This window comes from Enterococcus olivae, from assembly GCF_053760925.1.
The window spans coordinates 13589-37944 of sequence record NZ_JBSMVT010000020.1 but is presented as its reverse complement, the minus strand read 5'-3'; the positions used below and the strand labels follow the sequence as shown (position 1 = coordinate 37944).

At 40.1% G+C, this 24356-nt stretch carries 26 protein-coding genes; 23 read left to right on the top strand and 3 right to left on the bottom strand.

What is annotated here, in order from left to right; genetic code table 11:
* Nucleotides 1–194 precede the first annotated feature (194 nt).
* From ACWODM_RS11995 to ACWODM_RS11940, 12 genes are all read left to right on the top strand, one after another.
* Nucleotides 195–758 carry a DUF1836 domain-containing protein gene (locus ACWODM_RS11995; RefSeq protein WP_455321613.1) on the top strand — a complete coding sequence of 188 codons (564 nt, stop codon included), beginning with the start codon at nucleotides 195–197 and terminating at the stop codon, nucleotides 756–758.
* Nucleotides 748–1605: a DegV family protein gene (locus tag ACWODM_RS11990; RefSeq protein WP_455321612.1), complete on the top strand. Its 858-nt coding sequence runs from the start codon at nucleotides 748–750 to the stop codon at nucleotides 1603–1605. The genes ACWODM_RS11995 and ACWODM_RS11990 overlap by 11 nt, the downstream gene beginning before the upstream one ends.
* A gap of 116 nt (nucleotides 1606–1721) precedes the next feature.
* Nucleotides 1722–2435, top strand: a complete 714-nt coding sequence (locus ACWODM_RS11985) for a lantibiotic protection ABC transporter ATP-binding subunit (protein ID WP_455321611.1) — start codon at nucleotides 1722–1724, stop codon at nucleotides 2433–2435.
* Nucleotides 2425–3180, top strand: a complete 756-nt coding sequence (locus tag ACWODM_RS11980) for an ABC transporter permease (protein WP_455321610.1) — start codon at nucleotides 2425–2427, stop codon at nucleotides 3178–3180. The genes ACWODM_RS11985 and ACWODM_RS11980 overlap by 11 nt, the downstream gene beginning before the upstream one ends.
* Nucleotides 3173–3925: a hypothetical protein gene (locus ACWODM_RS11975; protein ID WP_455321609.1), complete on the top strand. Its 753-nt coding sequence runs from the start codon at nucleotides 3173–3175 to the stop codon at nucleotides 3923–3925. Before ACWODM_RS11980 ends, ACWODM_RS11975 begins: the two co-directional genes overlap by 8 nt.
* 2 nt (nucleotides 3926–3927) lie before the next feature.
* Complete coding sequence (locus tag ACWODM_RS11970) at nucleotides 3928–4596, top strand: response regulator transcription factor (protein ID WP_455321608.1); 669 nt, start codon at nucleotides 3928–3930, stop codon at nucleotides 4594–4596.
* Nucleotides 4575–5903, top strand: coding sequence for a sensor histidine kinase (locus tag ACWODM_RS11965; protein WP_455321607.1), 1329 nt, complete (start codon nucleotides 4575–4577; stop codon nucleotides 5901–5903). The genes ACWODM_RS11970 and ACWODM_RS11965 overlap by 22 nt, the downstream gene beginning before the upstream one ends.
* A gap of 473 nt (nucleotides 5904–6376) precedes the next feature.
* Nucleotides 6377–7081 carry a response regulator YycF gene (yycF, locus tag ACWODM_RS11960; RefSeq protein WP_455321606.1) on the top strand — a complete coding sequence of 235 codons (705 nt, stop codon included), beginning with the start codon at nucleotides 6377–6379 and terminating at the stop codon, nucleotides 7079–7081.
* A gap of 6 nt (nucleotides 7082–7087) precedes the next feature.
* Entirely contained in the window at nucleotides 7088–8923 is a 1836-nt protein-coding gene (gene walK, locus ACWODM_RS11955; protein ID WP_455321605.1) for a cell wall metabolism sensor histidine kinase WalK, read from the top strand.
* Nucleotides 8920–10224, top strand: a complete 1305-nt coding sequence (locus ACWODM_RS11950) for a YycH family regulatory protein (protein ID WP_455321604.1) — start codon at nucleotides 8920–8922, stop codon at nucleotides 10222–10224. The genes walK and ACWODM_RS11950 overlap by 4 nt, the downstream gene beginning before the upstream one ends.
* 1 nt (nucleotide 10225) lies before the next feature.
* Nucleotides 10226–11089, top strand: a complete 864-nt coding sequence (locus tag ACWODM_RS11945; RefSeq protein ID WP_455321603.1) for a two-component system regulatory protein YycI — start codon at nucleotides 10226–10228, stop codon at nucleotides 11087–11089.
* A 52-nt stretch (nucleotides 11090–11141) separates the two neighbouring features.
* Nucleotides 11142–11948: an MBL fold metallo-hydrolase gene (locus ACWODM_RS11940; RefSeq protein WP_455321602.1), complete on the top strand. Its 807-nt coding sequence runs from the start codon at nucleotides 11142–11144 to the stop codon at nucleotides 11946–11948.
* A 177-nt stretch (nucleotides 11949–12125) separates the two neighbouring features.
* On the opposite strand, the gene ACWODM_RS11935 is transcribed toward ACWODM_RS11940, so the two are convergent.
* Together ACWODM_RS11935 and ACWODM_RS11930 are read right to left on the bottom strand one after the other, a co-directional pair.
* Complete coding sequence (locus ACWODM_RS11935; protein WP_455321601.1) at nucleotides 12126–12644, bottom strand: WxL domain-containing protein; 519 nt, start codon at nucleotides 12642–12644, stop codon at nucleotides 12126–12128.
* 81 nt (nucleotides 12645–12725) lie between these two features.
* A complete protein-coding gene (locus ACWODM_RS11930) occupies nucleotides 12726–13637 on the bottom strand; it encodes a DUF916 and DUF3324 domain-containing protein (RefSeq protein WP_455321600.1) in 912 nt (303 codons plus the stop codon).
* Nucleotides 13638–14175: 538 nt separating this feature from the next.
* Between ACWODM_RS11930 and ACWODM_RS11925 the strand changes: the two genes are divergently transcribed.
* The 5 genes from ACWODM_RS11925 (at nucleotide 14176) to ACWODM_RS11905 (ending at nucleotide 16387) form a co-directional block, all read left to right on the top strand.
* Entirely contained in the window at nucleotides 14176–14610 is a 435-nt protein-coding gene (locus ACWODM_RS11925; RefSeq protein ID WP_455321599.1) for a hypothetical protein, read from the top strand.
* 27 nt (nucleotides 14611–14637) lie between these two features.
* Nucleotides 14638–14772: a hypothetical protein gene (locus ACWODM_RS11920; protein ID WP_455321598.1), complete on the top strand. Its 135-nt coding sequence runs from the start codon at nucleotides 14638–14640 to the stop codon at nucleotides 14770–14772.
* Nucleotides 14773–14914: 142 nt separating this feature from the next.
* Nucleotides 14915–15241, top strand: a complete 327-nt coding sequence (locus ACWODM_RS11915) for an HTH domain-containing protein (protein ID WP_455321597.1) — start codon at nucleotides 14915–14917, stop codon at nucleotides 15239–15241.
* 46 nt (nucleotides 15242–15287) lie between these two features.
* Complete coding sequence (locus ACWODM_RS11910; RefSeq protein WP_455321596.1) at nucleotides 15288–15551, top strand: helix-turn-helix domain-containing protein; 264 nt, start codon at nucleotides 15288–15290, stop codon at nucleotides 15549–15551.
* Nucleotides 15552–15580: 29 nt separating this feature from the next.
* A complete protein-coding gene (locus ACWODM_RS11905; protein WP_455321595.1) occupies nucleotides 15581–16387 on the top strand; it encodes a hypothetical protein in 807 nt (268 codons plus the stop codon).
* 131 nt (nucleotides 16388–16518) lie between these two features.
* Here ACWODM_RS11905 and ACWODM_RS11900 read toward each other — a convergent pair whose 3' ends face one another.
* Nucleotides 16519–17145: a CPBP family intramembrane glutamic endopeptidase gene (locus ACWODM_RS11900; protein WP_455321594.1), complete on the bottom strand. Its 627-nt coding sequence runs from the start codon at nucleotides 17143–17145 to the stop codon at nucleotides 16519–16521.
* A gap of 229 nt (nucleotides 17146–17374) precedes the next feature.
* On the opposite strand from ACWODM_RS11900, the gene groES reads away from it, so the two are divergent.
* The 6 genes from groES to ACWODM_RS11870 all read left to right on the top strand — a co-directional run bounded on the left by groES (nucleotide 17375) and on the right by ACWODM_RS11870 (nucleotide 24356).
* Nucleotides 17375–17659, top strand: a complete 285-nt coding sequence (gene groES, locus ACWODM_RS11895; protein WP_455321593.1) for a co-chaperone GroES — start codon at nucleotides 17375–17377, stop codon at nucleotides 17657–17659.
* 27 nt (nucleotides 17660–17686) lie between these two features.
* Entirely contained in the window at nucleotides 17687–19315 is a 1629-nt protein-coding gene (gene groL, locus ACWODM_RS11890) for a chaperonin GroEL (RefSeq protein WP_455321592.1), read from the top strand.
* A gap of 268 nt (nucleotides 19316–19583) precedes the next feature.
* Nucleotides 19584–19793 (top strand): hypothetical protein, encoded by a 210-nt coding sequence (locus tag ACWODM_RS11885; RefSeq protein ID WP_455321591.1) that lies wholly within the window; start codon nucleotides 19584–19586, stop codon nucleotides 19791–19793.
* Between the two features lie 3 nt (nucleotides 19794–19796).
* Entirely contained in the window at nucleotides 19797–20000 is a 204-nt protein-coding gene (locus tag ACWODM_RS11880) for a helix-turn-helix transcriptional regulator (RefSeq protein WP_455321590.1), read from the top strand.
* A gap of 212 nt (nucleotides 20001–20212) precedes the next feature.
* Complete coding sequence (locus ACWODM_RS11875; protein WP_455321589.1) at nucleotides 20213–22774, top strand: HD domain-containing phosphohydrolase; 2562 nt, start codon at nucleotides 20213–20215, stop codon at nucleotides 22772–22774.
* A 115-nt stretch (nucleotides 22775–22889) separates the two neighbouring features.
* Entirely contained in the window at nucleotides 22890–24356 is a 1467-nt protein-coding gene (locus ACWODM_RS11870) for a nicotinate phosphoribosyltransferase (protein WP_455321588.1), read from the top strand.

Genomic DNA, 24356 nt, shown 5'->3' with positions numbered 1-24356 from the left:
TTGTTCGCTATTATTTATTCATACCAACAAAACGTCTTTGAAAAAAGACAACCCTAACACTTTTTCATTTTTTACTCCTTGCCTGTCGATCCCCGTCGACAGGCATCTTTTATTTCTTCTTTACCTAGTTTCCGAAACTATGTATAATGATTTTGTAAAACTTACGAAGTGTTTTTAGAAAAGAGGTTTTTGTTTTGCAAAAAATGCAAGTAGAAATTTCAGAATGGGCGGAATCCTTGATTGCTTTTCATCTGCCCCGTTGGGATGAATTTCCTGACATAGAATTGTACATGGATCAAGTGATCACTCTGATCGACAAATACTTGTCACCAGTTATTCAATCCGAGAAACATCCGTTATTGACAGCATCGATGGTCAATAATTACGTAAAAAAAGATATGATTCCAGCTCCAGATAATAAACGCTACAATCGTAAGCATGTCGCTTTTTTAGTCGCGATTACGTTATTGAAGCAAGTTTTGACGATCCAAGAAATAAAAGATGGCATTTTGTTTCAGGGAAAGGTGATCGGAATTCGCAATGCCTACAATTTATTTTGTGAAGAACAGGAAAATGCCGTTCGTCAAATTTGTTTGCAGGCGATGGGAGAACCGGATACTCCGGCCAACGCAAGTATTACAGTGGAATATTTGGCAGTCAAAGCGACAACATCATCCTTTGCCAATAAATTGTTAGCAGAAAAAATGATTGAATTGGAAAGTAAATACTTAGAAAAAGGGGAAAAAAATGGCAAATAAAGAGATCGCAGTGTTAGTGGATTCAGGAACGGATGTCCCACAAGAGGTGATGGACAAGTACGGTGTCTTCATGATTCCACTACAAATTATCTATAAAGAAAAAACATATACAGACAAGATCGACATCACTCCTCAACAAGTCTATGACCGCTTGCACGAAGAAGTTCCCAGTACTTCTTTGCCGGAAGGGCGAGCAATTGCAGCCATTTTTGAACAAATCAAAGAACAAGGATATACGAAAGTGGTCGCAGTAACGATTTCCAGCGGACTTAGTGGTACCCACAACGTATTACGTTTGTTAGGAGAAGAGCAGAAGGATCTAGAGGTTTATGTACTTGATACAAAAAGTGTAGGGATCGGTGCGGGTCTACAGGCGATCACTACTGCGGAATTGGTTGATCAAGGCTATTCTTGGGAAGAATTGATCCCAATTTTGGAACGTAAGGTCAAAGAATCAAGTGTTTATTTTAACGTTGCTACGTTGGAATACCTGCAAAAAGGTGGTCGTATCGGTCTAGTTGCTTCGATTGTGGGAACAGCCTTGAGATTGAATCCAACGATCTCCTGCAATGAAGAGGGCATTTACTATACAGTTGCCAAAAGTCGCGGACGCAAAAAAAGTATCGAGAAAATGGTCAAGATCGTGAAAGAGTTTGTTGGTGATCATTCAAAAGTTCGTTTAGCAGTTGCTCATGGCGATGCCTTGGAAGAAGGCCAAAAATTACGAGACGAATTGAAAAAAGTCTTTCCACAAGTGGAGGAGATCCTATTTGGTATGATCTCACCTGCTTTAGTTGTTCATACAGGTCCAGGCTTGTTGGGAATGGCTGTCCAATTACTGGATTGAGTAATCAAAAAATGGATAAATAAAAAATCTGAGTCTTTTTAAAAGATTTGGATTTTTTTGTTCCGTTAGATTTTAATTATTTTCTTCATTTATCGTTAAGATAGGAGGAGAGTCATATGAATAATACGATCGAAACGCAACAGTTAACAAAGGCATTTAAAGGAACCACTGTTTTAAAAAATGTTTCTATCAAAGTACCCAAAGGCAGTGTTTATGGTTTGTTAGGTCCCAACGGTGCTGGAAAATCAACGCTTTTAAAAACTTTGACGGGTGTTTTAAAAGCTGATTCAGGGGAGATTTTGTATCAAGGAAATCTGTGGAAACCACAAGACTTAAAAAAGATTGGGGCAATGATCGAAGGTCCGGCCATTTATCCTAACTTAACAGCGAAAGAAAACTTAAAAGTATTGGCGACCTTATTAGATATAGAAGAGGAACAAATAGTAAAAGTTTTGCGTGTCGTTGATCTGCAAGGAACAGGTTCCAAACTGGTCAAACATTTTTCTTTAGGGATGAAACAGCGACTGGGTCTGGCGATGGCCTTACTGAACGAACCAGAGCTTTTGATTTTGGATGAGCCAACCAACGGCTTAGATCCTGTCGGCATCCAGGAGCTAAGGGAATTGATTCGTCAGTTGTCTCATCAGGGAATGACGGTCATTCTTTCTAGTCATATCTTAAGTGAGGTCCAGCAGGTCGCTGACGAGGTAGGCATCATTTGTAACGGTCATTTGAGTTATGAAGGAAGAAATAATCAGAAACATGAAGATTTGGAACAGTTATTTTTGGAGATTATTCAAAAAGAAAGAAGGCTGCAAGATGTTCAATGAGATCAAAGCAGAGAGCTTAAAAGAAAAACGAGCAGCCAATCAAAAATTGATTTTTTGGATTCCCTCTATTTTTGTGCTCTTTAGTTTTTTGATGACCCTGTTGATGGGAGAAAGTCCTGCAAATCAAAGCTACCTTGTAGCAGCAGGATTCAACTGGTATCCAACGATGATTCTTCCTGCTGTTTTGTCTTTATTGGTAGGCAACAGCCGAGCCAAAGAAAAAGCAGTCAATCAAATTTTTTACCGCTCACTTGGGAGAAAAACAGGGGTACAGGTAATCGCCAAAAATGTTGTAGTGCTGTTAGAAGTTGTTGTCATCTTATTATTTTCCAGCGTCCTGTTATTTCTTTTAGGCCGTTTCATACTTGGTGAAACGATTGTTGGAGGAGAAATCATCGCCGCTACGCTGATTCTTTTTATCGGAAGTTTGCCTATTGTGGGCATGACTTTTGTCTTGAATCATTTTCTGCCACGCTCCGCAACATTGTTAGTAAATTTTATTTGCAGTATTTTTATTGCGACTACTTTTTCTTTGAAAGCTAACTGGTGGGTCTTTCCGTGGAATTACACCTTAAGAATGCTTTGCCCGGTTTTAGGTCTTCATCCGAACGGGACTTTTTTAGCTGAGAACGAGCCATTGCGTGATCCACAGGTGATCTGGGTGGGGATCACATTGTCGCTGTGCGTCTATCTTTTGTCGCTCGGAACTCAATTATTACTGGAAAGGAGGAGGAAGGATGTTTAGGCTCATTCATGGTCACTGGTTAAAAACGAAAAGAACGCCTCTTCGCTGGTTAAGCTGGCTTTTACCCATTCTTTATGGGAGTGCTTTGTTCCTGTATTTTTTCACACGGTCAGGTCCACGATTCAATGTATATCAGGATTTCCAAGCATTCTTTCTTTTATTTGCAATGGCTGCTTTATTTTCACTTAGTTTCTATGTGCCTTTACTTTGTAGTCTTGATAAAGTAGCAGGTTTTTTTGGAAATGAACTGCGTATCGGTGTATCCCGTAAGAAACTTTTTGTGAGTAGATATTTGTTTCTTTTAGGACTAACAGGTTGGATCGAAGCAGTGGCTTTTCTTGTTTTTTCAGGACTTCAATTTCTTTTGTCGGGACGAGTCCTTAGTTTGTCTGTCAATTTCTTCTTTTTATTCGGGATATTTGTTAGTTTGATGCCAATCATTTTGCTTTATTTATTTTTAGCATTGCTTTTCAATGAAGCAGGAAGTCTTGTGGCTGGTATTTTGTTCACACTGTCAGGCATTTTATTGGGAACCACAGATTTAGGTGCGAGCATCTGGTTTTTTATTCCCTGGACCTGGGGATTTCGATTAATCTATAAAGTCATGCCGCAACAGGTCATTCAGGAGACTTTTCAGGAATATTGGGCAGTCATCTGGGGCTGTCTACTGCTTAGTTTGCTTTTGTTATTACTGGAGCTGTTTTGGTATAATCGTTGGGAAGGTATTTCCACTTTGGAGGAATAGTGATGAACATTTTAGTCATTGATGACGATCTTGATCTGTTACAGTTGATCAAGCGGGCATTGGAATCTGCCTATCAGGTCACGACTGAGGATCAGGCAAAAACAGTCGATCCCAATTCGTTAAAATATTTTGATTTGATTTTGTTAGATGTAATGATGCCGGAAATGTCTGGCTTTGAATTTTTACGTCTTTATCGGGAAATGATCGATGTCCCGGTTCTCTTTTTAACAGCCAAAGATTTTGAAGAAGATAAACTAGAAGGCTTTGCATCAGGTGGTGATGACTATATCACCAAGCCATTTTCGATCAAAGAGCTGCGAGCAAGAGTAGATGCTCATTTGCGAAGAGAGAAAAGAGAGAAACGTCAGCGTCTGATCGATGAAGAGATTTCTTGTGATTTGATTGCCAAGACCTTTTACATCCGAGAAGAAGTATTGGAGCTCACACCATCCGAATATGAGCTCTGTTTACTATTGCTACGTCACAAAGGGCAGGTGTTCTCGAAAGAATCGATCTATGGCTCTATTTATGGAATAGATGCTTTAGGGGACAGTCATACCACGATAACAGAACGTGTCAAGCAGATTCGCAGTAAATTTCAAAAAGAACAAATCAATCCGATCCAAACAGTCTGGGGAGTGGGGTATAAATGGAAGGTCGTTCATCTTTAGGTAAAGTGGTCATCAAATATTCTTTTTTGGAATTGCTTTATTCTCTTTTGCTGGTTGTATTTTTTCTAGTTGTCATTGATCTGCTTGCTATACTAGGAGTTTTTTACCGGGCGGATTATGCACAGTCTCAACTATCGGAAGTAAAAGAGGAACTGGCAAAGGAAACGTTTCAGGTAGAAGAATTACCTTATTTTTACGAATATCAATTTGTGGAAGCAGGGCAAACAGAACAATCGATTCCGGCTAAATACGATGTATATATTGAAGAAGCCCGACAGAAAGGGCGTAGTCAAACGAACAGTTTTATTGGAACACGTTATTTTGACTATGAAAAAAATCCGTACCGCGAGGTTGTCCTCAGTTATCAAGTGACCTTGATTTTTACGAATGAAAGACTCTATCGGATGATTCCAAATGCTGAACTCATGTGTAGTATCTTACTTTTCGTGGTTTGGATCGCTGGCTTTTTAGGTTTGGTCCGACGATGTATCAAGAAAATACGGGCGGAGCTTGCCAAGGTTACAAGGACCAACGAAGCCATTGGCAAAATGAATCTGGATTATCAGCGAGAAAGTAGCACGTATAAAGAAATTCAAGACTTACTCGATTCCTTAGATGTAATGAGTCAAGAGCTCAAACTTTCTCTGCAAGAACAATGGGCAACTCAGCAAGAGCAGCAAGAATTAGTACAGTCAGTGACCCATGATATTCGCACACCGATCACCTTGATCAAAGGACATCTGGAGCTTCTGGAAGAAGAATTGGATGAACAGCAATATCCAAGTTTACCTTTGTTGAACAAAGGTGTTCAGCGCCTAGAACAGTATATCGAGCAGTTGAAAAAAATGAGTGTGCCGCCCCATCTCCAAAAAACAGCGGTGAACATGCCGATCATCAAAGAATGGATTCAATTGGCAGAGGAACTCACACAAAATGCCAAACATTCATTAATAATCAAAGGTCAGGATCCAAGCTTAGTCCAGCTCGATCAGCAACAAATTGCCAGAGCGCTGCAAAATATTCTCGTCAATAGCTTGGAGCATTCAGATGCAGGAACGAAAATCTTACTTTCTTTTGATGACGAACCATCTTGTTATCGAATCACGGTTGAAGATGAAGGGATTGGCTTTAGTCAAAAGGCTTTGGATCAGGGGACAGAGCGTTTTTATACGACAAATACCGATCAAGAGCACCACGGATTGGGGCTGGCGATCGTCAAGGAGATCGCTGCAAAGCATCAGGGAAAAGTCATTCTCCAAAATGGACAAGTAGGGGCCAAAGTAAGCCTCCTATTTGAAAAAAATTAAAATTTGTTACAGTGAACAATCTATTTTGTATCATAATGCTTTACTATGGAAAAGACTTATTTCAGGTCAGCCGTGGAACCGCCGTGAGCCTAGCGTTTCACGGCTTTTTTCTTTTTACTTTAATCAAAATGCTGCGTACCATTCATTGATTCACAGGGTCTTTTGAACGAGGTGACACCGCTGTCTAGTTGTTTTGTTCTGCTAAAATATAAATACTCTCTGTCAATCATTTATCACGTAAGCTACGAATGGTTGACAGAGAGTATTTAGTGTAACAAAGAGCCGGACTTGTGTTGTCGCCATACGGTACTTTTATAAGAAAAAAAGCGATGTCATTGTAATATTTTTCTTTGATTCGCTTTAGAAATTCTAATGAAAACAGTGTTTTAATGAAACACAACGTAAAATCATGTATAATGGGTACGATACTTAAGATGGAGAAAAGTATACTTATAAAAACGAGGTGACTTTTTGTGAAGAAAATATTAGTTGTTGATGATGAGAAACCAATCTCAGACATCGTGAAATTCAATCTCACGAAAGAAGGCTATGAAGTCTATACAGCTTATGACGGAGAAGAAGCGCTGGAAAAAGTTCAGGAGGTAGAACCAGATCTGATCTTGCTAGATTTGATGTTACCTAAAATCGATGGACTGGAAGTTGCTAGAGAAGTCCGAAAAACGTATGACATGCCCATCATCATGGTCACTGCCAAAGATTCAGAAATCGACAAAGTGTTGGGATTGGAATTGGGCGCAGATGACTATGTAACCAAACCTTTTTCTAATCGTGAATTGGTTGCTCGTGTGAAGGCCAATCTTCGCCGTGGTTCATCCGCAGGCAAAGAAGTTGAAGAGCCGGCAAACAGTGAATTACCGATCGGTGATTTAACGATCCATCCAGATGCTTATATGGTAACCAAAAATGGTTCTGTGATCGAGTTGACCCATCGTGAATTTGAATTACTTCATTATTTAGCAAAACATATTGGTCAAGTAATGACTCGTGAGCATTTGCTCCAAACAGTCTGGGGCTATGATTATTTTGGTGATGTACGTACAGTAGACGTGACCGTTCGACGATTGAGAGAAAAAATTGAAGACAGTCCAAGTCATCCAAATTATCTTGTAACCAGACGTGGCGTAGGTTACTATTTGCGCAATCCGGAACAGGAGTAAAGGTTTATGAAGAACAAAGTTCGCTTTTATCAATCAGTGAACTTTAAGATCGCCCTGACATTTATCTTGATTTTGTTGATTTCAATCGAGATTATCGGGGCGTATTTTATTCGCGGATTGGAACAATCTACTATTGAAAGTTTTAAAACAGGAATGAATACCCAAGTCGAGACACTTGCTGGAACGCTGGGCAATTATTTAGACCGACAAGACAGTGCCGACAATGAACAGGTCGACAATGAGATTCAGCGGGTATTAGACAACAGTGACTCGTCAGACATTCTGGAAATGCGCGTCGTGGATCAAAAAAGCATTATTCGGGCGACAACGAATGTCAGTGATAAAGGTTCTATAGGGAAGAAAAATGAAATTTCTTATATTGAAGACTTCGCGAATCGCAGTTTTTCTGCGTTCGATGAGACGACCGGTGACCGGATCCAGATCAACGTGCAGACGATCCAGTCCAAAGGGGACACGATCATCGGTGTTTTGTATGTCAAAAGCAATCTAGAGCAAAAATATCAGGAAATCAACAACATTGCCCTTATTTTTGTAACAGCCTCACTGATCGCAGCTGTGATCACGATGATTGTTGCTGTACTGATTGCTCGTTCGATCACTCAACCGATTGGCGAGATGCGGGAACAAGCCTTGCGTATCGCTAAAGGAGATTATAGTCGAAAAGTAGCGGTCAAAGGAAAAGATGAGTTGGGACAATTGGCGGAGACCTTCAATCAGCTGGCAGAACGAATCGAAGAAACACAGGAAGCGATGGAGTCTGAGAGAAATCGGCTAAACAGTGTATTGGCACATATGACCGATGGTGTCGTAGCCACTGACCGTCGCGGGAAAGTTATTACGATCAATGAAATGGCGTTGTCCTTATTGAATGTCACGCAAGAAGAAGCCATTGGACAGTCAATTTTGACATTATTGGAAATGGATGAAGACTATACCTTGCGGAAGTTGCTGGAAAATCCGGATGAGATTTTACTGGAACGACCCTCCAATGTCCAGAATTTGGATCAATTGATTTTACGTGTCGATTTTTCGATGATCCGACGGGAATCAGGCTTTATCTCAGGTTTGGTTGCGGTACTTCATGACGTTACCGAACAAGAAAAAACCGAACAGGAACGTCGTGAATTTGTATCAAACGTCTCTCACGAACTACGAACACCACTAACAAGTATGAGAAGTTATATTGAAGCCTTGAATGAAGGCGCTTGGAAAGACGAAGAGATCGCACCGAATTTCTTGAAGGTTACATTGGACGAAACGGACCGAATGATTCGAATGATCAATGATCTGCTAAATCTGTCGAGAATGGACAGCGGCAATTCTGAAATGCAGCTAGAATTGATCAATTTCAAGGATTTGGTCAACTTTGTTCTGGATCGTTTTGACATGATGGTTAATAATCATGAGAAGAATTATATTATTCGTCGAGAATTCACGAAAAGAGAGCTTTGGTTAGAGGTAGATGCGGATCGAATGATCCAAGTGATCGATAATATTATGAACAATGCGATCAAGTATTCTCCTGATGGAGGAACGATCACCGTACGCTTGGTCGAGACCCATAACAACATCGTTTTAAGTGTGACCGATCAAGGACTAGGTATCCCCAAAAAAGACTTGTCTAAAATTTTTGACCGCTTTTATCGAGTGGATAAGGCTCGTGCCAGAGAGCAGGGCGGGACAGGTCTTGGATTGGCTATTTCCAGAGAAGTTTTAAAAGCCCACGGTGGAACGATCTGGGCAGAAAGTCGCGAAAATGTAGGTTCTACGTTTTTTATTAGTTTGCCGTATGAACCGTATGAGGAGGACTGGTGGGAATGAAGATATCCGAAAGATTTGTTCGTTTTGGATTGATCCTGATGATTGCTGTAAGCTTTTATCTGACGTATCTTATTTGGCTAGGTCCTACCAATCGTGACGGGACTGTAGAGAATCAAACCGACACAGAGATTCAGGAGAACCTCAACTACAAAGAGGCCTCAGACATCTTCCTACCACTGAGATTGGCGCGTATTCAGGAGGATTCAGCAGCCGAAACGAATACAGAGAGCTTGATCAGAAAAGTTCAGGAGGAAGTAGCTGATGCGCGTTACACAGATGGACAGATCAGAAGCTATCATACAAGAGAAGAGTTTTTAGAGCAGTCGCGGATGACGGACGGAATTGAGTTGGCATACACAGCGAACATGCCGATCACGGACTATATGGAGACCTTTCATGTGAACGTGCCGATAGAGGATCAAGAAGCGGAAGGTTTTTCCTTCTTTCGAGTCCAACTTGATTTTGCCAGAAAAAAGATTCGTTTGTTGAATTCTCAGACGCAGACGATTTTAGAAGCAACGATTTCTTCTGTGACGAACATCGAAAATACACTGGAAGATAATTCAGCAGAGTGGATCGATGTCTTTCGGGACGAATACCTTAGTAGTAGTCAGTTCTTTACAAGTGAACCTGTAAAACTGAAAATGTATAGCTACATTTCTTCAACAAGGCCGTACACGATCTTTAGAGATTCTTTTTTCTCTAATCCTAAAAATATTCGGAGCAGTGATGGAACAGCGAACTTGAATCTCTATGATGGATCAGAATCGATGACGATCCAGCAAAACAGACAGCAAGTTGATTTTCGTGGAAGTGTTCCGCTCGATGAACAATTTTCGATTTATGAGACGAGCTACCGATATATTCGCGGATTAGGTACCAACTATGGATCGATGCGCTTGTTCGATCAAAAAGAGCAGATGATGGATTATCGTATTTTTGTTGAAGGCTTCCCTATTTTTAGTGAACAGGATGAAGGCCGGATCATGGTCCAGTTTTCAGAGATCGGTCAAACCAGTCAAGCAAACGTAGAGATTACTGCCAATTTGAATACGATTCAGGTACCCATTCCTTCTGATCAAGAAGTGGAGCTTCCTGCCAGCTACGATGTTGCCCAGACCCTTTATGGAAATGGAGCAGAAGTGGGCAGACTGGAAGCGATCATTGTTGGCTATAGCTGGAAGAATCTCCAGGATACGGGCGTTGTGGATCTGCAACCGGATTGGTACATTGAATACGATGATGCCTGGTACAGCTATGAAGGACTACTGAAGCATTTACAGGAAGGCGAGGAGCAGTAAGATGGATTTTAAACGAATCGAATGGATTTTTTTCTTAGCTTTCCTAGGGGTCAATGTCTTTCTCTTTAATATCTACCGTGAAGCTAGCGCAGAGCAGAACATCGTCTCCCGTTCCAATCAAAAAGTACCGATCGAGCAGCGGTTAGCTTCTGAGAACATCAAATCAGAGGGTGCTTTTTCTAATGAACGGTTGCAGGGCTATTATTTAAGTGGTGAACCAACGGACATGGAAGAAGCGTTGCAGAGAGAACAGGAACGGCTGAACATGCCTAACTTACTGGAAGAGGCGACCGTGATTGAGGACACAACCTTGATTCACAGAGTCAGTGATGGTACCTATGTTAGTGACAGTAATCGTATGAATGATGTTTTACGCAGTTACTTTGATCGAGAGGATAAAGTCTTGTTCGGCAGTGAATATACCTATATTCCTGAATGGACACGTTGGAACGATGAGCATCCAGATGTTTTTGCTGCTCAAAGCTATGAGGGAATCCCAATCAATGATCCTTCCAGCAGCTTGATGTTGTCTTTGGAATCAAAGGATGAATTATTGGAAGTTGTTAGCTACACGCAAACGCATATTTCCAATCTAACGCCACTTCGTGAGGCAATAAGATTATATTCTGAAGAAGATGCCGTCAATACTTTATATGTGAATAATAAAGTTCCGGGAAATGCTACGTTGAAATGGCAACAGCTGGCTTATACGCTGACCTTGAATGTTCGCGGGAAGAATGTGTATGTACCTGCCTGGTTTGTCGCGATCGAAGAAGCAGATGGGACGATCCAGATTGAACGAGTCAATGCCTTTACCAATCGAATCATTACAAATAGTACGATGCAATCGGTAGAAAATACGTAAGAAGACAGGTATAATGGAAATAGTTTTTTAATGAGAGAGGAAGTCACGCAGAATGGAGAAACAAAAAGCATTTCAAATCAGTGTATTAGCCAGTGGAAGCTCTGGTAATTCCCTGTTTATTGAAACCGAAAAAAAGAAAATTTTGGTGGATGCTGGTTTGAGTGGCAAAAAGATCACGTCTCTGCTAAGTGAAGTTGGCCGAAATCCTGAGGAACTGGATGCTATTTTGATCACGCATGAGCATCGTGATCATATTCATGGCGTGGGTGTGCTAGCTCGCAAGTACAAGCTGGATGTCTATGCCAATGAAAAAACTTGGCAGGCGATGTCACCATTGATTGGTAATGTTGCTGTTGAGCAGCAGCATATTTTTGAAATGGGCAAAGTCTTGACCTTTGGTGATCTGGACATTGAGAGCTTTGGAGTCTCGCACGATGCGGCAGCTCCACAGTTCTATCGTTTTTACAAGGATGGCAAGTCCTTTGTTATGTTGACAGATACCGGTTATTGCAGTGACTATCTACGAGGAGTCATTCGTGGAGCTGATGCATATTTAATGGAGAGCAATCATGATTTGGAAATGCTGCGGATGGGGGCGTATCCCTGGAATTTGAAGCAGCGTATCTTAGGCGACCGAGGGCACTTATCCAATGAAGATGGCGCGCTAGTCATGACTGACATTTTGACGGATAATACGCAACGAGTGTATTTGGGACATTTGAGTCGAGAAAACAATCTGAAAGAACTGGCACACATGACGATGGAGAATGTGTTAAGAGAACATGATTTTGCCGTTGGCGAGGCAATTCATGTTTGCGATACGGATCCTGATAAAGCGACAACATTGTTCGCGATTTAAATAGTAAAAAAAGTATGAGATTTCCTCGTTTAAGGAGATGATCTCATACTTTTTTAGATTGCTTTATTCCACAGGGGCAGCAGCTAGTGTCCAAGTGATTGTTGCATCATAGGTTTTCGCTTTAGCCGTTCCACCATAAACGGTTAAGACAGACTTCGTGCAACCCAAATTATTTAGCTAAGTACCCATACCAGTATCTTTAGTAGCAGAGAAAACCGTTTGGTCATTTGCTTTTAAGGTAATATCACTCGCAGTAGGTTTAGTACTCGTATTTCCTGGACTGGTTACAACTTCTCTACTAACGAGAATGATATTAGCACCTTTTAAAGTTTCATCATCAGCTGATGCAATCGGAGAGATATTTGCTTGCACTTCCCAACCAGCACCTGTTCCACGTTTATCAGTTACTTGAACACGAGGATATTGAGCCTTTGCCGTATAGGTTTGAGTTGAAGATGGAATTTGGTTTGTTCCAAAATCAAAATTAGAAACATAGTCTAAACTCAAAGGGCCGGCAGAGCCAGTTCCAGGGTTGGTAGGGTCACCGGGATCGGTTGGATCTAGAGGCTTCGTTGGTGTAGTATCATCACCGGTAAAGCTAACTGTTGCCTCAGAGGTCTCTGCTTGTACCAGTTGTGGTACAAAAAGTAGTGTAGTGCTCAATAATAGACTTGCTCGAATTAATTTATTCTTCATGTGTATCCTTCTTTCTTTTTTTAAAGTAGATGAACAGTAGCAATAAGATAAATAGAATCAGTAGGAACCATCCTAAAATCTTCAGCCAGTTTTTCGGGGAAGCTTTTTCGACATTTCTTCTTCAACCTTCTGATAATTATCGTCGGTTACCTCAAATTCCTGACTCCATTCCCAATGATGCTCACCAGAGTTAGCTTCTCCTGAAAACAAGTAGGTTCCGGGTTCCAGCGAACCATTCTCTAAAGGCATCGTTAAATGAAACATTGAAATAGGTGCGACTTTACCATTTTGAAATTGATGGGTTTCAATGACTTCACCATTTTTTGAAATAGATGATTCAATAGTCAAATCACTGATCATTGTTTCTACAGGGTTGCTCAATTCTGCTTTGACGACAGGGTGATTGTTTTCAGAGTCAAGAGTGATGTCTCCCAACTCTAGTGACGGTGTTAGTACTTCATCGTTCGTTTGCAGTTTTACAGCAATGGCATAAGCAAATTGATTGTAAAAGTTGATGTTGCTTTCTTTAGATGTATCAGATGTTTGTTCATAAATATATATTCCCCCTAAGATATATCCAGGAATGTTTGTTTCGGGATAGGTTAAATCAAAGGAAATAGTTTTTGTTTCTTGAGGATCGGCTTCAATCACTCGTTGTTGTTGCTCTTCGTCTACGATTTGTGAAAATGTAGGCGTACCTATCAGTGGTTTTTGGGTTCTACTATAGGCGATTGTAAGACCATCACTTGTCGTGGCATCGTTTGCTTCAACAAGAAATGTTTTTTTCTGTTCACTTGTATTTTCAAGTGTGACAGAAATTTTTTGTGTTTCCCCAGGTTCAACCTGAAGATCAAAATAAGTGTTTTCTTTGCTTATTTGATTTTCAGACAACTGCGCAGCAACTTGATAGTCAACTTGTGTTTCTTCACCGTAAGCGAGGGATGTTTGGCAGAAAAACACAAAAGCTAAGATAAAGATAAACGTTTTTTTCACGGATTTCCTCCATTCGATACATAGATTGGTTGAGGCCTCTCGCTGTAAAGATACTGGGAATCGATTTGTTCGTCAATGCATTAAAGTGTCCTTTTTTAGAATGGAACGGCCGGGAAATGTTGATATATGAAGTTTATCTTTCTTTTTTTCTCAAAACTTTTATTTTAGTCGATAAAAAATGTAAAAAACATACAAATTTTATCTGAAAAATTTCAGTAAAATATGAATTTGAAGAATACAGTTTTGAAAATCAGATAGAAAGAAGGTAAACGAATGAAAAAGCAATTGCAGCTGTAACTATTCTCTTGATGTTCCAATCGTCGTTCGTTCCAGTAATGGCAGAAACGACAACAGAAAGTTCTCAAGCGACTGAGCAGACCAGTGAATCGGAAACCCCGCAACAAGACTTCAGAAACCGCTACGACCACTGAGAGTGAAGAATCGACAGCAGAGAGCAGTACTCCGATCGAAACGAGTGAAACATCCGAAGAAACAACGGAATCCTCTGTTGAAACCTCAGAATCGGAAACCACGGAGAGTGAAACAGAGACTTCGACCGAAGAAACGACGGAACCAACACTCGAAAAGCTTGCTTCTGGTAGATCTGTCTCAACTTGTTTTAAAACCAGGAGATGTTTTATCGCTAGGTCTTCCTGTTCAGTTTAATCAAATTGGAACGTTTGATTATACAGGACTCTTAAAAGGTACTAGTGATGTAGAAAGAAAATATGCCTTACCTGAACTTTCTATGGAAAGGACATCATTTGTCGTTAACAAACCACAATTGTCTTTAGTATCTGTTCCAGATCTTGATTTTGGTCAAAATAAAATTCAGTCACAGGAAATGGATCTAAGCACAAGCGCCTCCCAAGTGATTCAAGGAGTCGATGAACATCCAATCATCAAAAATTGGCAGCTATCAGTCAAAGCAACTGATTTACAGAACCTAGCAGGAGAAAAATTGGACTCGTAGTTATTTTTAGGTGAAAATCCTCTCTCGGTGGCTAATGAGTATACTATTTACACAAATAATGAGCTCCATGAAGGGCCATTTGAATTGACCTTCACTGCTCAAGAAGAGGTACAGCCTTCAACGATCAAAGCTGGTACTGGCTATCAAGGAACGATTACCTAGACGATCATTGATGGCGTGTGATCATTATTGAGTGGTAAAAGTTAAATTATACTTAACAGATAGGCAATCAATGGTTTTATTTAAAGTTAGGTGTTAAAGTCTTGACTTCGATAAAAAAGATTAGAAGGAGAAATAAAATAGCATGCGAGCATTTTTAGATAGTAATTGTCGAAGAAAAGTTGAACTACTGATCTTGTTGAATAAAGAAAACGACATTACTTTTAATGTTTTGAGTCGCAGTTTAGGTGTGTCACGTCCGACTATCCTGCGCGACTTGGAAGAGATTCAAACGAAATTTAATGAATGGCAAGTGACAGAAGCGGCGATAGCTATCCGTAAAACAACAGTCTATCTGATTGTTAAAGAAAATTTTTCCATTCATCAAATAGTATTAAATTACTTGAATGAAAACCTACGATATCAGGCTTTAGTAGAAATTTTTCATTTTTTAACATATTCATTTACGTGAATTTACAGAAACTCACTTTGTTTCTTATAATTCACTTTATAAAAAATTGAACAGCCTGAATAAGGTATTAAAGAATTTTGATTTAAAATTTGTGACGAACAAACAAGCAGAATTACTAGGTAGTGAAAAACAACTGCGTTTTTTCTGCTCAGAATTCTTTTGGTACTCTTATAGTGGGATAAGCTGGTCTTTTCATAATATTCCCAGAGAGAGTTTGGAATCTTTTGTGGAACCGATTGAACACATTCGTGGAAAAAAATTAGGAATCGTTGAAAAAGAAAAATTTTTTACGATTTGGCGATTTGTCTGACTCGTATTCAGCAAGGGAATTTTATTCCTTTGTCTATATTAAGACATGAATTTTTGAAAGATAGCTGGCAATTCAACTATATTGAGCGTTTCTTCCAGCCATTGTTTGAATCGGATATTAGAAGCATTAGCAATGTTCAAATGAAAGCGGAGATCGCTTTTGCCTATATCTTTTTATTTGCACAAGAGTATCATATGGAAGACAACAAAAATATTGGAGAAATGTTGTTTTATTGCCAGACGCATCATTTGCAAGCTGGAGAAATAACAAATCGTTGGTTTCAAATGTTCTATCAGAATTTTCCTTTGACTACGTCTGCCAAAGATTACAGTCTGCTTTATGCTAATTTGATACACAAACATGTAAAGGCCTTGACTTTTAAAGGAGCAGGGAGTTTGAGTGGCATTGATCTAGGAGCCTCCGTCTATGTTCATCCTGAGATGAATCGACGGATCGTGCGTATTTTTGATCAATTAGCTCAGGATTCTCCGGGCTTATTGAAAAACAAACAATTCTTGCTGGACAATTATCGTTTTTTGATTAGTCAATACATTGAGCAAGAGCGAAAAACCTTGTCTGTCTGCGTATTGTCCGTGTTTGGTGAAGAGTATTTGGATATGATCAAGAGGCATGCGTTTCAGGGAATGGATTTTGAGGTGATTGTGTCAGGTGACATTGATGATACGACCGATTTGGTGATTACAGACCGTAAATACGAAGACATTGAATTTGATAAGAATAAAATTTTGTATTGGGAAAATATCCCTAGTAAAAAATCTATGTATCGAATTCAGACCTATATTCATGAACATTTTGGTTATCTCAAGGATGCTTGAGATACGTTTGAAAACATCTCAATAGAGGAATTGTCTGTTGTGAACTAAATGTTAAATAAAAAAACACCTTCATTCTGTAAGACGCTTGTAACTTTCAAGGCCTGCAGGATTGAGGTGTTTTTTTGTCGAAATTAAAATGGATAAAACAGTTGTACGATCACCACAAGGCTGTTCATCCCGACATGGGCCAGGATCGGTGTCCAGATCCTGCCGGTCAAATAGTAGAGCGAACTGAAAAAAAAACCAAGTGAAAAGTAAAGCAGCAGATGTCCGTCTTGATGGATCAAGGCGAATAAAACCGAACTAATTCCTATTGCTAGCCAGACATTGATAGATGATTCCATCAACCCAACCAAGGCTCGGCGAAACACGAATTCCTCCATGATCGGTCCACCGATCATCACCGCTGTCATGAATAGCGGTTGTTGCAGGATGATCTGAATTGCACCAGAGGTATTGGCAGAAGTGATGTCTTGTCCCAAAAATTGCTCGATATACAAGACAATATTTTGTAAATAAATCGCTGCAAAAATCCCTAAAAAACCTAAAAGAAGACACAGGATCCATGAGAACTGAGTGGTCTCAAAGGAAAGTTTTTTCTTTTGTTTGAGATACAGCCCCGTCAAACAAGCTGCCCCTAATAAATAAGTGATCGTTGTCAGGATTACTTGACCGTCTAAATCTGTAGCGATCGAAGGGAGATAATAAGCAACTGCGTAAATGCCGATGGTCAGTAGACTGTATTTTTTGATCGACATAGGGAACCCCCTTTCGTCTATTTGTTTTATTATAGCAAATAGACGAAAAACGGGGTAGCCTTTGGATCAGCTATTGAGTTTAACCAATTTTGACTTTTATGAAAAAAATGATTCAAAAGACTTGCAATCTGAATGGAAAATGAGTAATATTAGTTTTGTAAGTTAGCACTCTAGTTAAGAGAGTGCTAATGATAAAAAAGTATCAAAAGATTAATTGGAGGGATTTATCGTGTTGAAGCCATTAGGTGATCGTGTGATGATCGAAGTCGCACAAGAAGAAGAAAAAACTGTCGGAGGACTTGTTTTAGCATCTGCAGCCAAAGAAAGACCGCAAACAGGAACGGTTATCGCTGTCGGTGAAGGCCGAGTTTTGGATAATGGTGAATTAGCAGCTGTGTCAGTCAAGGTTGGCGATACAGTGTTATTTGAAAAATATGCTGGTTCTGAAGTGAAATACGACGGTAAAGAATATCTAATTTTTTCAGCAAAAGATATCGTCGCAATTGTAGAATAATAAAAAAATTTTGAGGTGAATCAAATCATGGCAAAAGAAATCAAATTTGCAGAAGATGCTCGTGCAGCAATGCTGCGTGGCGTAGATAAATTAGCAGATACAGTAAAAGTTACCTTAGGCCCAAAAGGTCGTAACGTTGTTTTAGAAAAATCTTATGGATCACCATTGATCACAAATGATGGGGTAACGATCGCAAAAGAAATCGAACTAGAAGATCATTTTGAAAATATGGGTGCGAAATTAGTTTCTGAAGTAGCATCTAAAACCAATGATATCGCTGGTGACGGTACAACGACTGCCACTGTCCTAACGCAAGCAATCGTTCGTGAAGGTTTGAAAAATGTGACAGCTGGTGCGAACCCATTAGGCATTCGCCGCGGGATCGAATTAGCAACTAAAGCAGCAGTGGAAGAATTACACACTATTTCTTCTATCGTTGATTCTAAAGAAGCAATCGCTCAAGTAGCTGCCGTTTCTTCTGGTAGCGAACAAGTCGGAGAATACATTGCAGACGCTATGGAAAAAGTCGGCAATGACGGCGTGATCACTATTGAAGAATCAAAAGGAATCGAAACAGAGTTGGAAGTAGTTGAAGGAATGCAGTTTGATCGTGGTTACCTTTCTCAATACATGGTAACGAACAGCGACAAAATGGAAGCAGACCTAGAAAATCCATACATCTTGATCACAGACAAGAAAATCTCAAATATTCAAGATATCTTACCTTTATTGGAACAAATTTTACAACAATCAAAACCATTGTTGATTATTGCAGACGATGTTGATGGTGAAGCATTGCCAACTTTAGTCTTGAACAAAATTCGTGGAACATTCAACGTCGTGGCAGTGAAAGCACCAGGCTTTGGTGATCGTCGTAAAGCAATGTTAGAAGACATCGCTGTTCTAACTGGCGGAACTGTCATTACTGAAGACTTAGGTTTAGAATTGAAAGATGCAACGATCGATACTTTGGGTCAAGCAAGCAAAGTGGTTGTTGACAAAGATAACACAACAATCGTTGAAGGTGCGGGTACCAAAGAAGCCATCGACGCACGTGTTCAAGTAATCAAAAATCAAATCGCAGAAACAACTTCTGATTTTGACCGTGAAAAATTACAAGAACGTTTAGCAAAACTAGCTGGCGGTGTCGCAGTAGTGAAAGTCGGCGCAGCGACTGAAACCGAATTGAAAGAATTAAAATTACGCATTGAAGATGCTTTGAACGCAACACGCGCAGCGGTTGAAGAAGGCATGGTCTCAGGTGGGGGTACTGCTTTGGTCAATGTGATCAATAAAGTAGCGGAACTTGAAGCAGAAGGCGATGCAGCAACCGGTGTGAAAATCGTTTTACGCGCATTGGAAGAACCTGTTCGTCAAATCGCTGAAAATGCAGGCTACGAAGGTTCTGTCATTATCGATCGTTTGAAAAATGCAGAATTAGGCATTGGTTTCAATGCAGCAACTGGTGAATGGGTAAACATGCTAGATGCAGGAATTGTTGATCCAACGAAAGTGACTCGTTCAGCCTTGCAAAATGCAGCCTCTGTTGCGGCACTGTTGTTAACAACTGAAGCAGTCGTTGCAGACAAGCCAGAGCCAGCTGCACCAGCAGCAGCTCCAGCAATGGATCCATCAATGATGGGCGGCATGATGTAATCACTAACGACAAACCCTAATTTATCAAGGGTTTGTCGTTTTATTTTTGTTTATCTTCATCTAAAAGGGGCACAACAGGATCTTCTGGTGCTGAAGTGGCCATGAGTAGAGTCATAAAAAGGGAAACATCTCTAAGCCAATCCATCTTCATCGTTTGAGAAAAAATTGTCCATTCTCGTATCATTAAAAGTAAAAGATTCTTGACATTTTGCAGATAATTCACTAAAATCATTAATGTAAAGAAGTTTTTACTTTTTAGGAGGTCAATATGAAAAAAGCGGATGAAATGGAAATGACAATAAATTTTAAAGCAACAAGATTTTCTTGGATTGCTGTAAATATTTTTTTGATTCTTTGGGTGATGCTTCATAAAATTCTTAGTGGAGAACTGTTGGTTATACCGCTAATCCTTAGTTTTGTGCAAAATATGCTCTTTTTTGGATATAAAATTTATCTATCCAAAAAAATGGTCAATTGAGCGATGAAGAATAAAATCAAGCAATTACGTAAGGAAAAGGGTCTACGTCAGGAAGATCTGGCAAAAAAACTGTCTGTGACTCGGCAAACGATTATTGCTGTCGAAAATGATAAATACAATCCGACACTTGAATTGGCGATGAAGATGGCTAAATTGTTGGAAACGACAGTGGAAGAATTATTTACATTAGAAAATAATTCGGCCTAATATCGTAAAAGAGATAAAAGAATACTAATCAAAAGCCGATCACTTGAGAAGGAGCGCCTTCAAGTGATCGGCTTTTTTATCGATTATAAGTGAGGAAAAAGTGAGCGTTCAGTAAGGAAGAATTGCTTTTATCAAAGGCGCTTGATAAAATAAATGAAACTGTGAGTACACCTACAGAACGACTCTGAAAAATTGTAAAGTGGTGGTAAATAATGGGAAACGAAACGATCAATGCTCAACAAAGAGATTATCAAGCAGGAAGCTGTTACATTGAGTTGATTTTGGATTCAAAAGGAGAAAGTAAAGACTTTCGTTTCCTAGAGATGGACGATACTTTCTTGTCTTTGCTCAATTGGCAGGGGAACCAAAGCGAAGATTTGAAGGGGTCTGATGTCTTTAGACAATGGCCACAGGATTTCAAAAAATGGCAGGCATTGTGTACGAATGCCGTGTCTATGCAAAAAACACAGGAGCTGACTTATTGGATGTCAGAAGACGGTCGAGTATCTACCATGACCGCAATTCCTTTGAATGAAGAAAAGCTAGTACTCTTTTTGCGTCCGAATGATGTGCTTTCTGCAGAGCAACAGGAACAAAATGCACGCAAAGAAGTACTGCGAATGGTTGAGCCTTTATTTAGTAGCAAAAATTTTGCGGTGGCTTTGATTGAGTTTACTGGCGGAGAATACCGCTACATCAAAAACAATCCGTTGCACTTAAAATTGACTGGAGTATCTGAGATCACGGGGAAAAAACTTTCAGAGATTTTCAAAGGGGACTTATTCCAAATTGTGAAACAGACGATGGATCAAGCGATCAGCAGCACAGAACTGGTCCATTTTGAACGGGATTATGAGTTGGGAGATAGAAAATTTACGTTACAAACAGAGTTGACCTCTATTTTAAGTAGTGAAGGCATTCCCTTTATTTTGTCCTACAGTAAAGATATTTCGGAAATAAACAAATTCAAAAAAGAAAACCAGCAGCTCAACAATCGCTTGAGTGCGATGTTCAATCAGCACGCAGCGATCAAAATCATTTTTGATGTGAACACGGGGAAAGTCTTGGATATCAATCCTTCTGCCAGTGCCTTTTACGGCTATACAGAAGCAGAGTTTCTACAATTGAATATCCAAGATCTGAATTTGAATCCCGTGGATCTGCAAAAAGATCATCAAAAAAAGCAAGAGCACGGAAGTATTCTGTTTTCTTCACTGCCACACATTTTAAAAGATGGCAGTGTTCGACTGCTTGATATTTATTCAAGTTTGATCTGGGATGGCACTCAGCAGTTTAGCTTCTCGATCGCTTTTGATGTGACGGAACGAGAAACACTGCGCCAAATGCTCGTTCACGAAGAAGAGCTATTGAGAACGACTTTGCAGTCGATCGCAGACGGTGTGCTTACGATGGATCGCAAGGGCAGGATTACTAGTTTGAATAATGCTGCGCAAAAAATTACTGGCTGGAGTAGCGAAGAAGTCCAGCAACAACTTTTCTCAGACATTTTCACTATGTATGATGAAAGAATAAAAGAAAAGGTTAAGTTACCGATTGATCAAGTGATCCATAAAGGTGAAAAAATCGTTTCTGGCAATACGGCGATGCTTTCGACTAAACAGAACCAATGGATCCCGATCGCTAATAGTATTGCGCCGATCAAAGACCAGTCCCAAAAGATCCAGGGAGCGGTCATGGTTTTTCGAGACACGAAAAAAGAAAACGAACATCTGAAACAAATCGAATTTTTGAGCTATCATGATCCTTTGACGAAATTGTACAATCGACACTACATTGAAGAACATTTCACCTGTTTTACCCAAGCAGAAAACTATCCAATCACGGTGGTCATGGCAGATGTCAACGGGTTGAAACTGACCAATGATGTTTTTGGGCACAAAGCGGGGGACGAGCTTTTGAAGGCAACAGCGAAAGCCATCAAGTCAGCCTGTCAAGAACATCACATTGTTTCTCGATGGGGCGGAGATGAGTTTGTGTTGATTTTACCCAAAACTTCTCCCGGTGAGGCAGAAGAAATCGTTGGTAAAATTCGTGAAACCAAGATCGTATTATCACAAAATGGTGGTTTGGATGCCAGTGTTTCTTTAGGTTTTGCAACTGCACATTCTGAGGACAAAACGATAGTTCGAACTTTGAAGGAAGCGGAAGAACACATGTATCACCAAAAGCTGTTAGATGGACAAAGTTACCGAAATTCGATCATTAATACGTTATTGGCTACCCTTTTTGAAAATAGTACGGAGACTGAGGAACATTCCCAACGCTTACTGCATCATTGCCATGGTATTGGTCGTCAATTGGGTTTGTCATCACGGGAAATGGATGATCTTGCGCTACTTTCATTACTCCATGATATCGGCAAGGTTGGGATCAATCCAGCTATTTTGAATAAACCAGGAAAACTGACAGAAGACGAATGGAAGGAAATGAAGACCCATCCGGAGATCGGCTATCGGATTGCTCAGGCGACGCCAGAATTAGCACCTTTTGCACATTTGATCTTGTCTCATCATGAACGTTGGGATGGTAAAGGTTACCCTCATGGCTTGAAGGCTGGAGAAATACCGCTTGCTTGTCGTATTTTGGCAGTTGCGGACACCTTTGATGCGATGACAAACAATCGTGTCTATCGGTCAGCCAGTAGTAAAGAAGTGGCCTTGGAGGAAATCAAGCACAATTCAGGAACACAGTTTGACCCAATGATTGTCGAGATTTTTTTAAGTTTGTTTAATCAAGAGCAAAAGCAGTTTTAGTAAATGGAACAAATGATAAAAAGCGGGAGAAAGAAAAATATTCTGTCGCTTTTTAGGTGTTTTCGACTTTTTTTGTTATAATAGTACTAGAATTTAATGAGGGAGTTACTGCGGTATGCAAAAAACTTATACAGATGATAGTTTGACCTTACACACGGATCTATATCAGATCAATATGATGCAAACCTATTGGGAGTTAGGACGGGCAGATCTGCATGCCATTTTTGAATGTTATTTTAGAGAAATGCCTTTCAAACATGGTTATGCCATTTTTGCTGGACTGGAACGCTTGGTCCATTATCTTGAGACGTTGAAGTTTACAGATACAGACATCGAATACTTGAGAGAGATCGGTGGCTATCCAGAAGATTTTTTGGACTATTTGAAAAACTTTGAGTTTGCCTGTACGATTCGTTCGGTTAAAGAGGGAGATTTAGTCTTTAACAATGAACCATTGATTCAGGTGGAGGGTCCTTTGGCACAAGCACAGCTGATCGAGACGGCATTATTGAACATGGTGAATTTCCAAACATTGATTGCAACAAAGGCAGCACGTATCAAATCTGTGATCGGCGAAGATCCATTGTTAGAATTTGGTTCCAGAAGGGCGCAGGAATTAGAAGCAGCGATCTGGGGTACAAGAGCAGCCTTTATTGGCGGAGCAGATGCAACAAGTAATGTCCGAGCTGGGAAAATCTTTGGCATCCCTGCGAGCGGTACACATGCTCACTCACTTGTTCAATCCTATGGGAATGACTACGATGCCTTCGTAGCCTATGCTAAGACGCACAAGGATTGTGTTTTTCTAGTAGATACTTACGATACCTTGAGATTAGGTGTACCAAACGCGATTAGAGTGGCAAAAGAAATGGGAGATAAAATCAATTTCCTTGGGGTCCGAATCGATAGTGGTGACATGGCTTATATTTCCAAAAAGGTTCGTGAGCAGCTGGATGAAGCTGGTTTTACCGAAGCGAAGATTTACGCTTCAAATGATTTGGATGAAAACACGATCTTGAGTTTGAAGATGCAAAAGGCAAAAATCGATGTTTGGGGGGTAGGAACCAAGCTGATCACGGCTTACGATCAACCGGCATTAGGAGCTGTGTACAAGCTGGTTGCTATTGAAAACGACCAAGGGGAATTAATGGATACGATTAAGCTGTCAAGCAATGCTGAAAAAGTATCGACACCAGGTAAAAAGCAAGTTTGGAGAATTACTCGCAAATCTGATGGTAAGTCAGAAGGAGACTATGTGACTTTGTGGGATGAAAATCCGGTCGAGCAGGAAAGTATCTATATGTTCCATCCGGTCCATACCTACATCAATAAAACGGTCACGGATTTTGAGGCACGCCCATTGTTGCATGATATATTTATTGATGGACAACTAATTTACGAGCTGCCGGATCTTGAACACATCAAAGCTTATTCTCATGAGTGTCTAGATTCACTTTGGGAGGAATACAAGCGTGATTTGAATCCGCAGCCTTACCCAGTAGATCTGTCTACAGAATGCTGGAATCATAAAATGGCGATCATGGATAAGGTTCGCCAGCAAGTCAGGGAATTAACGGAATAA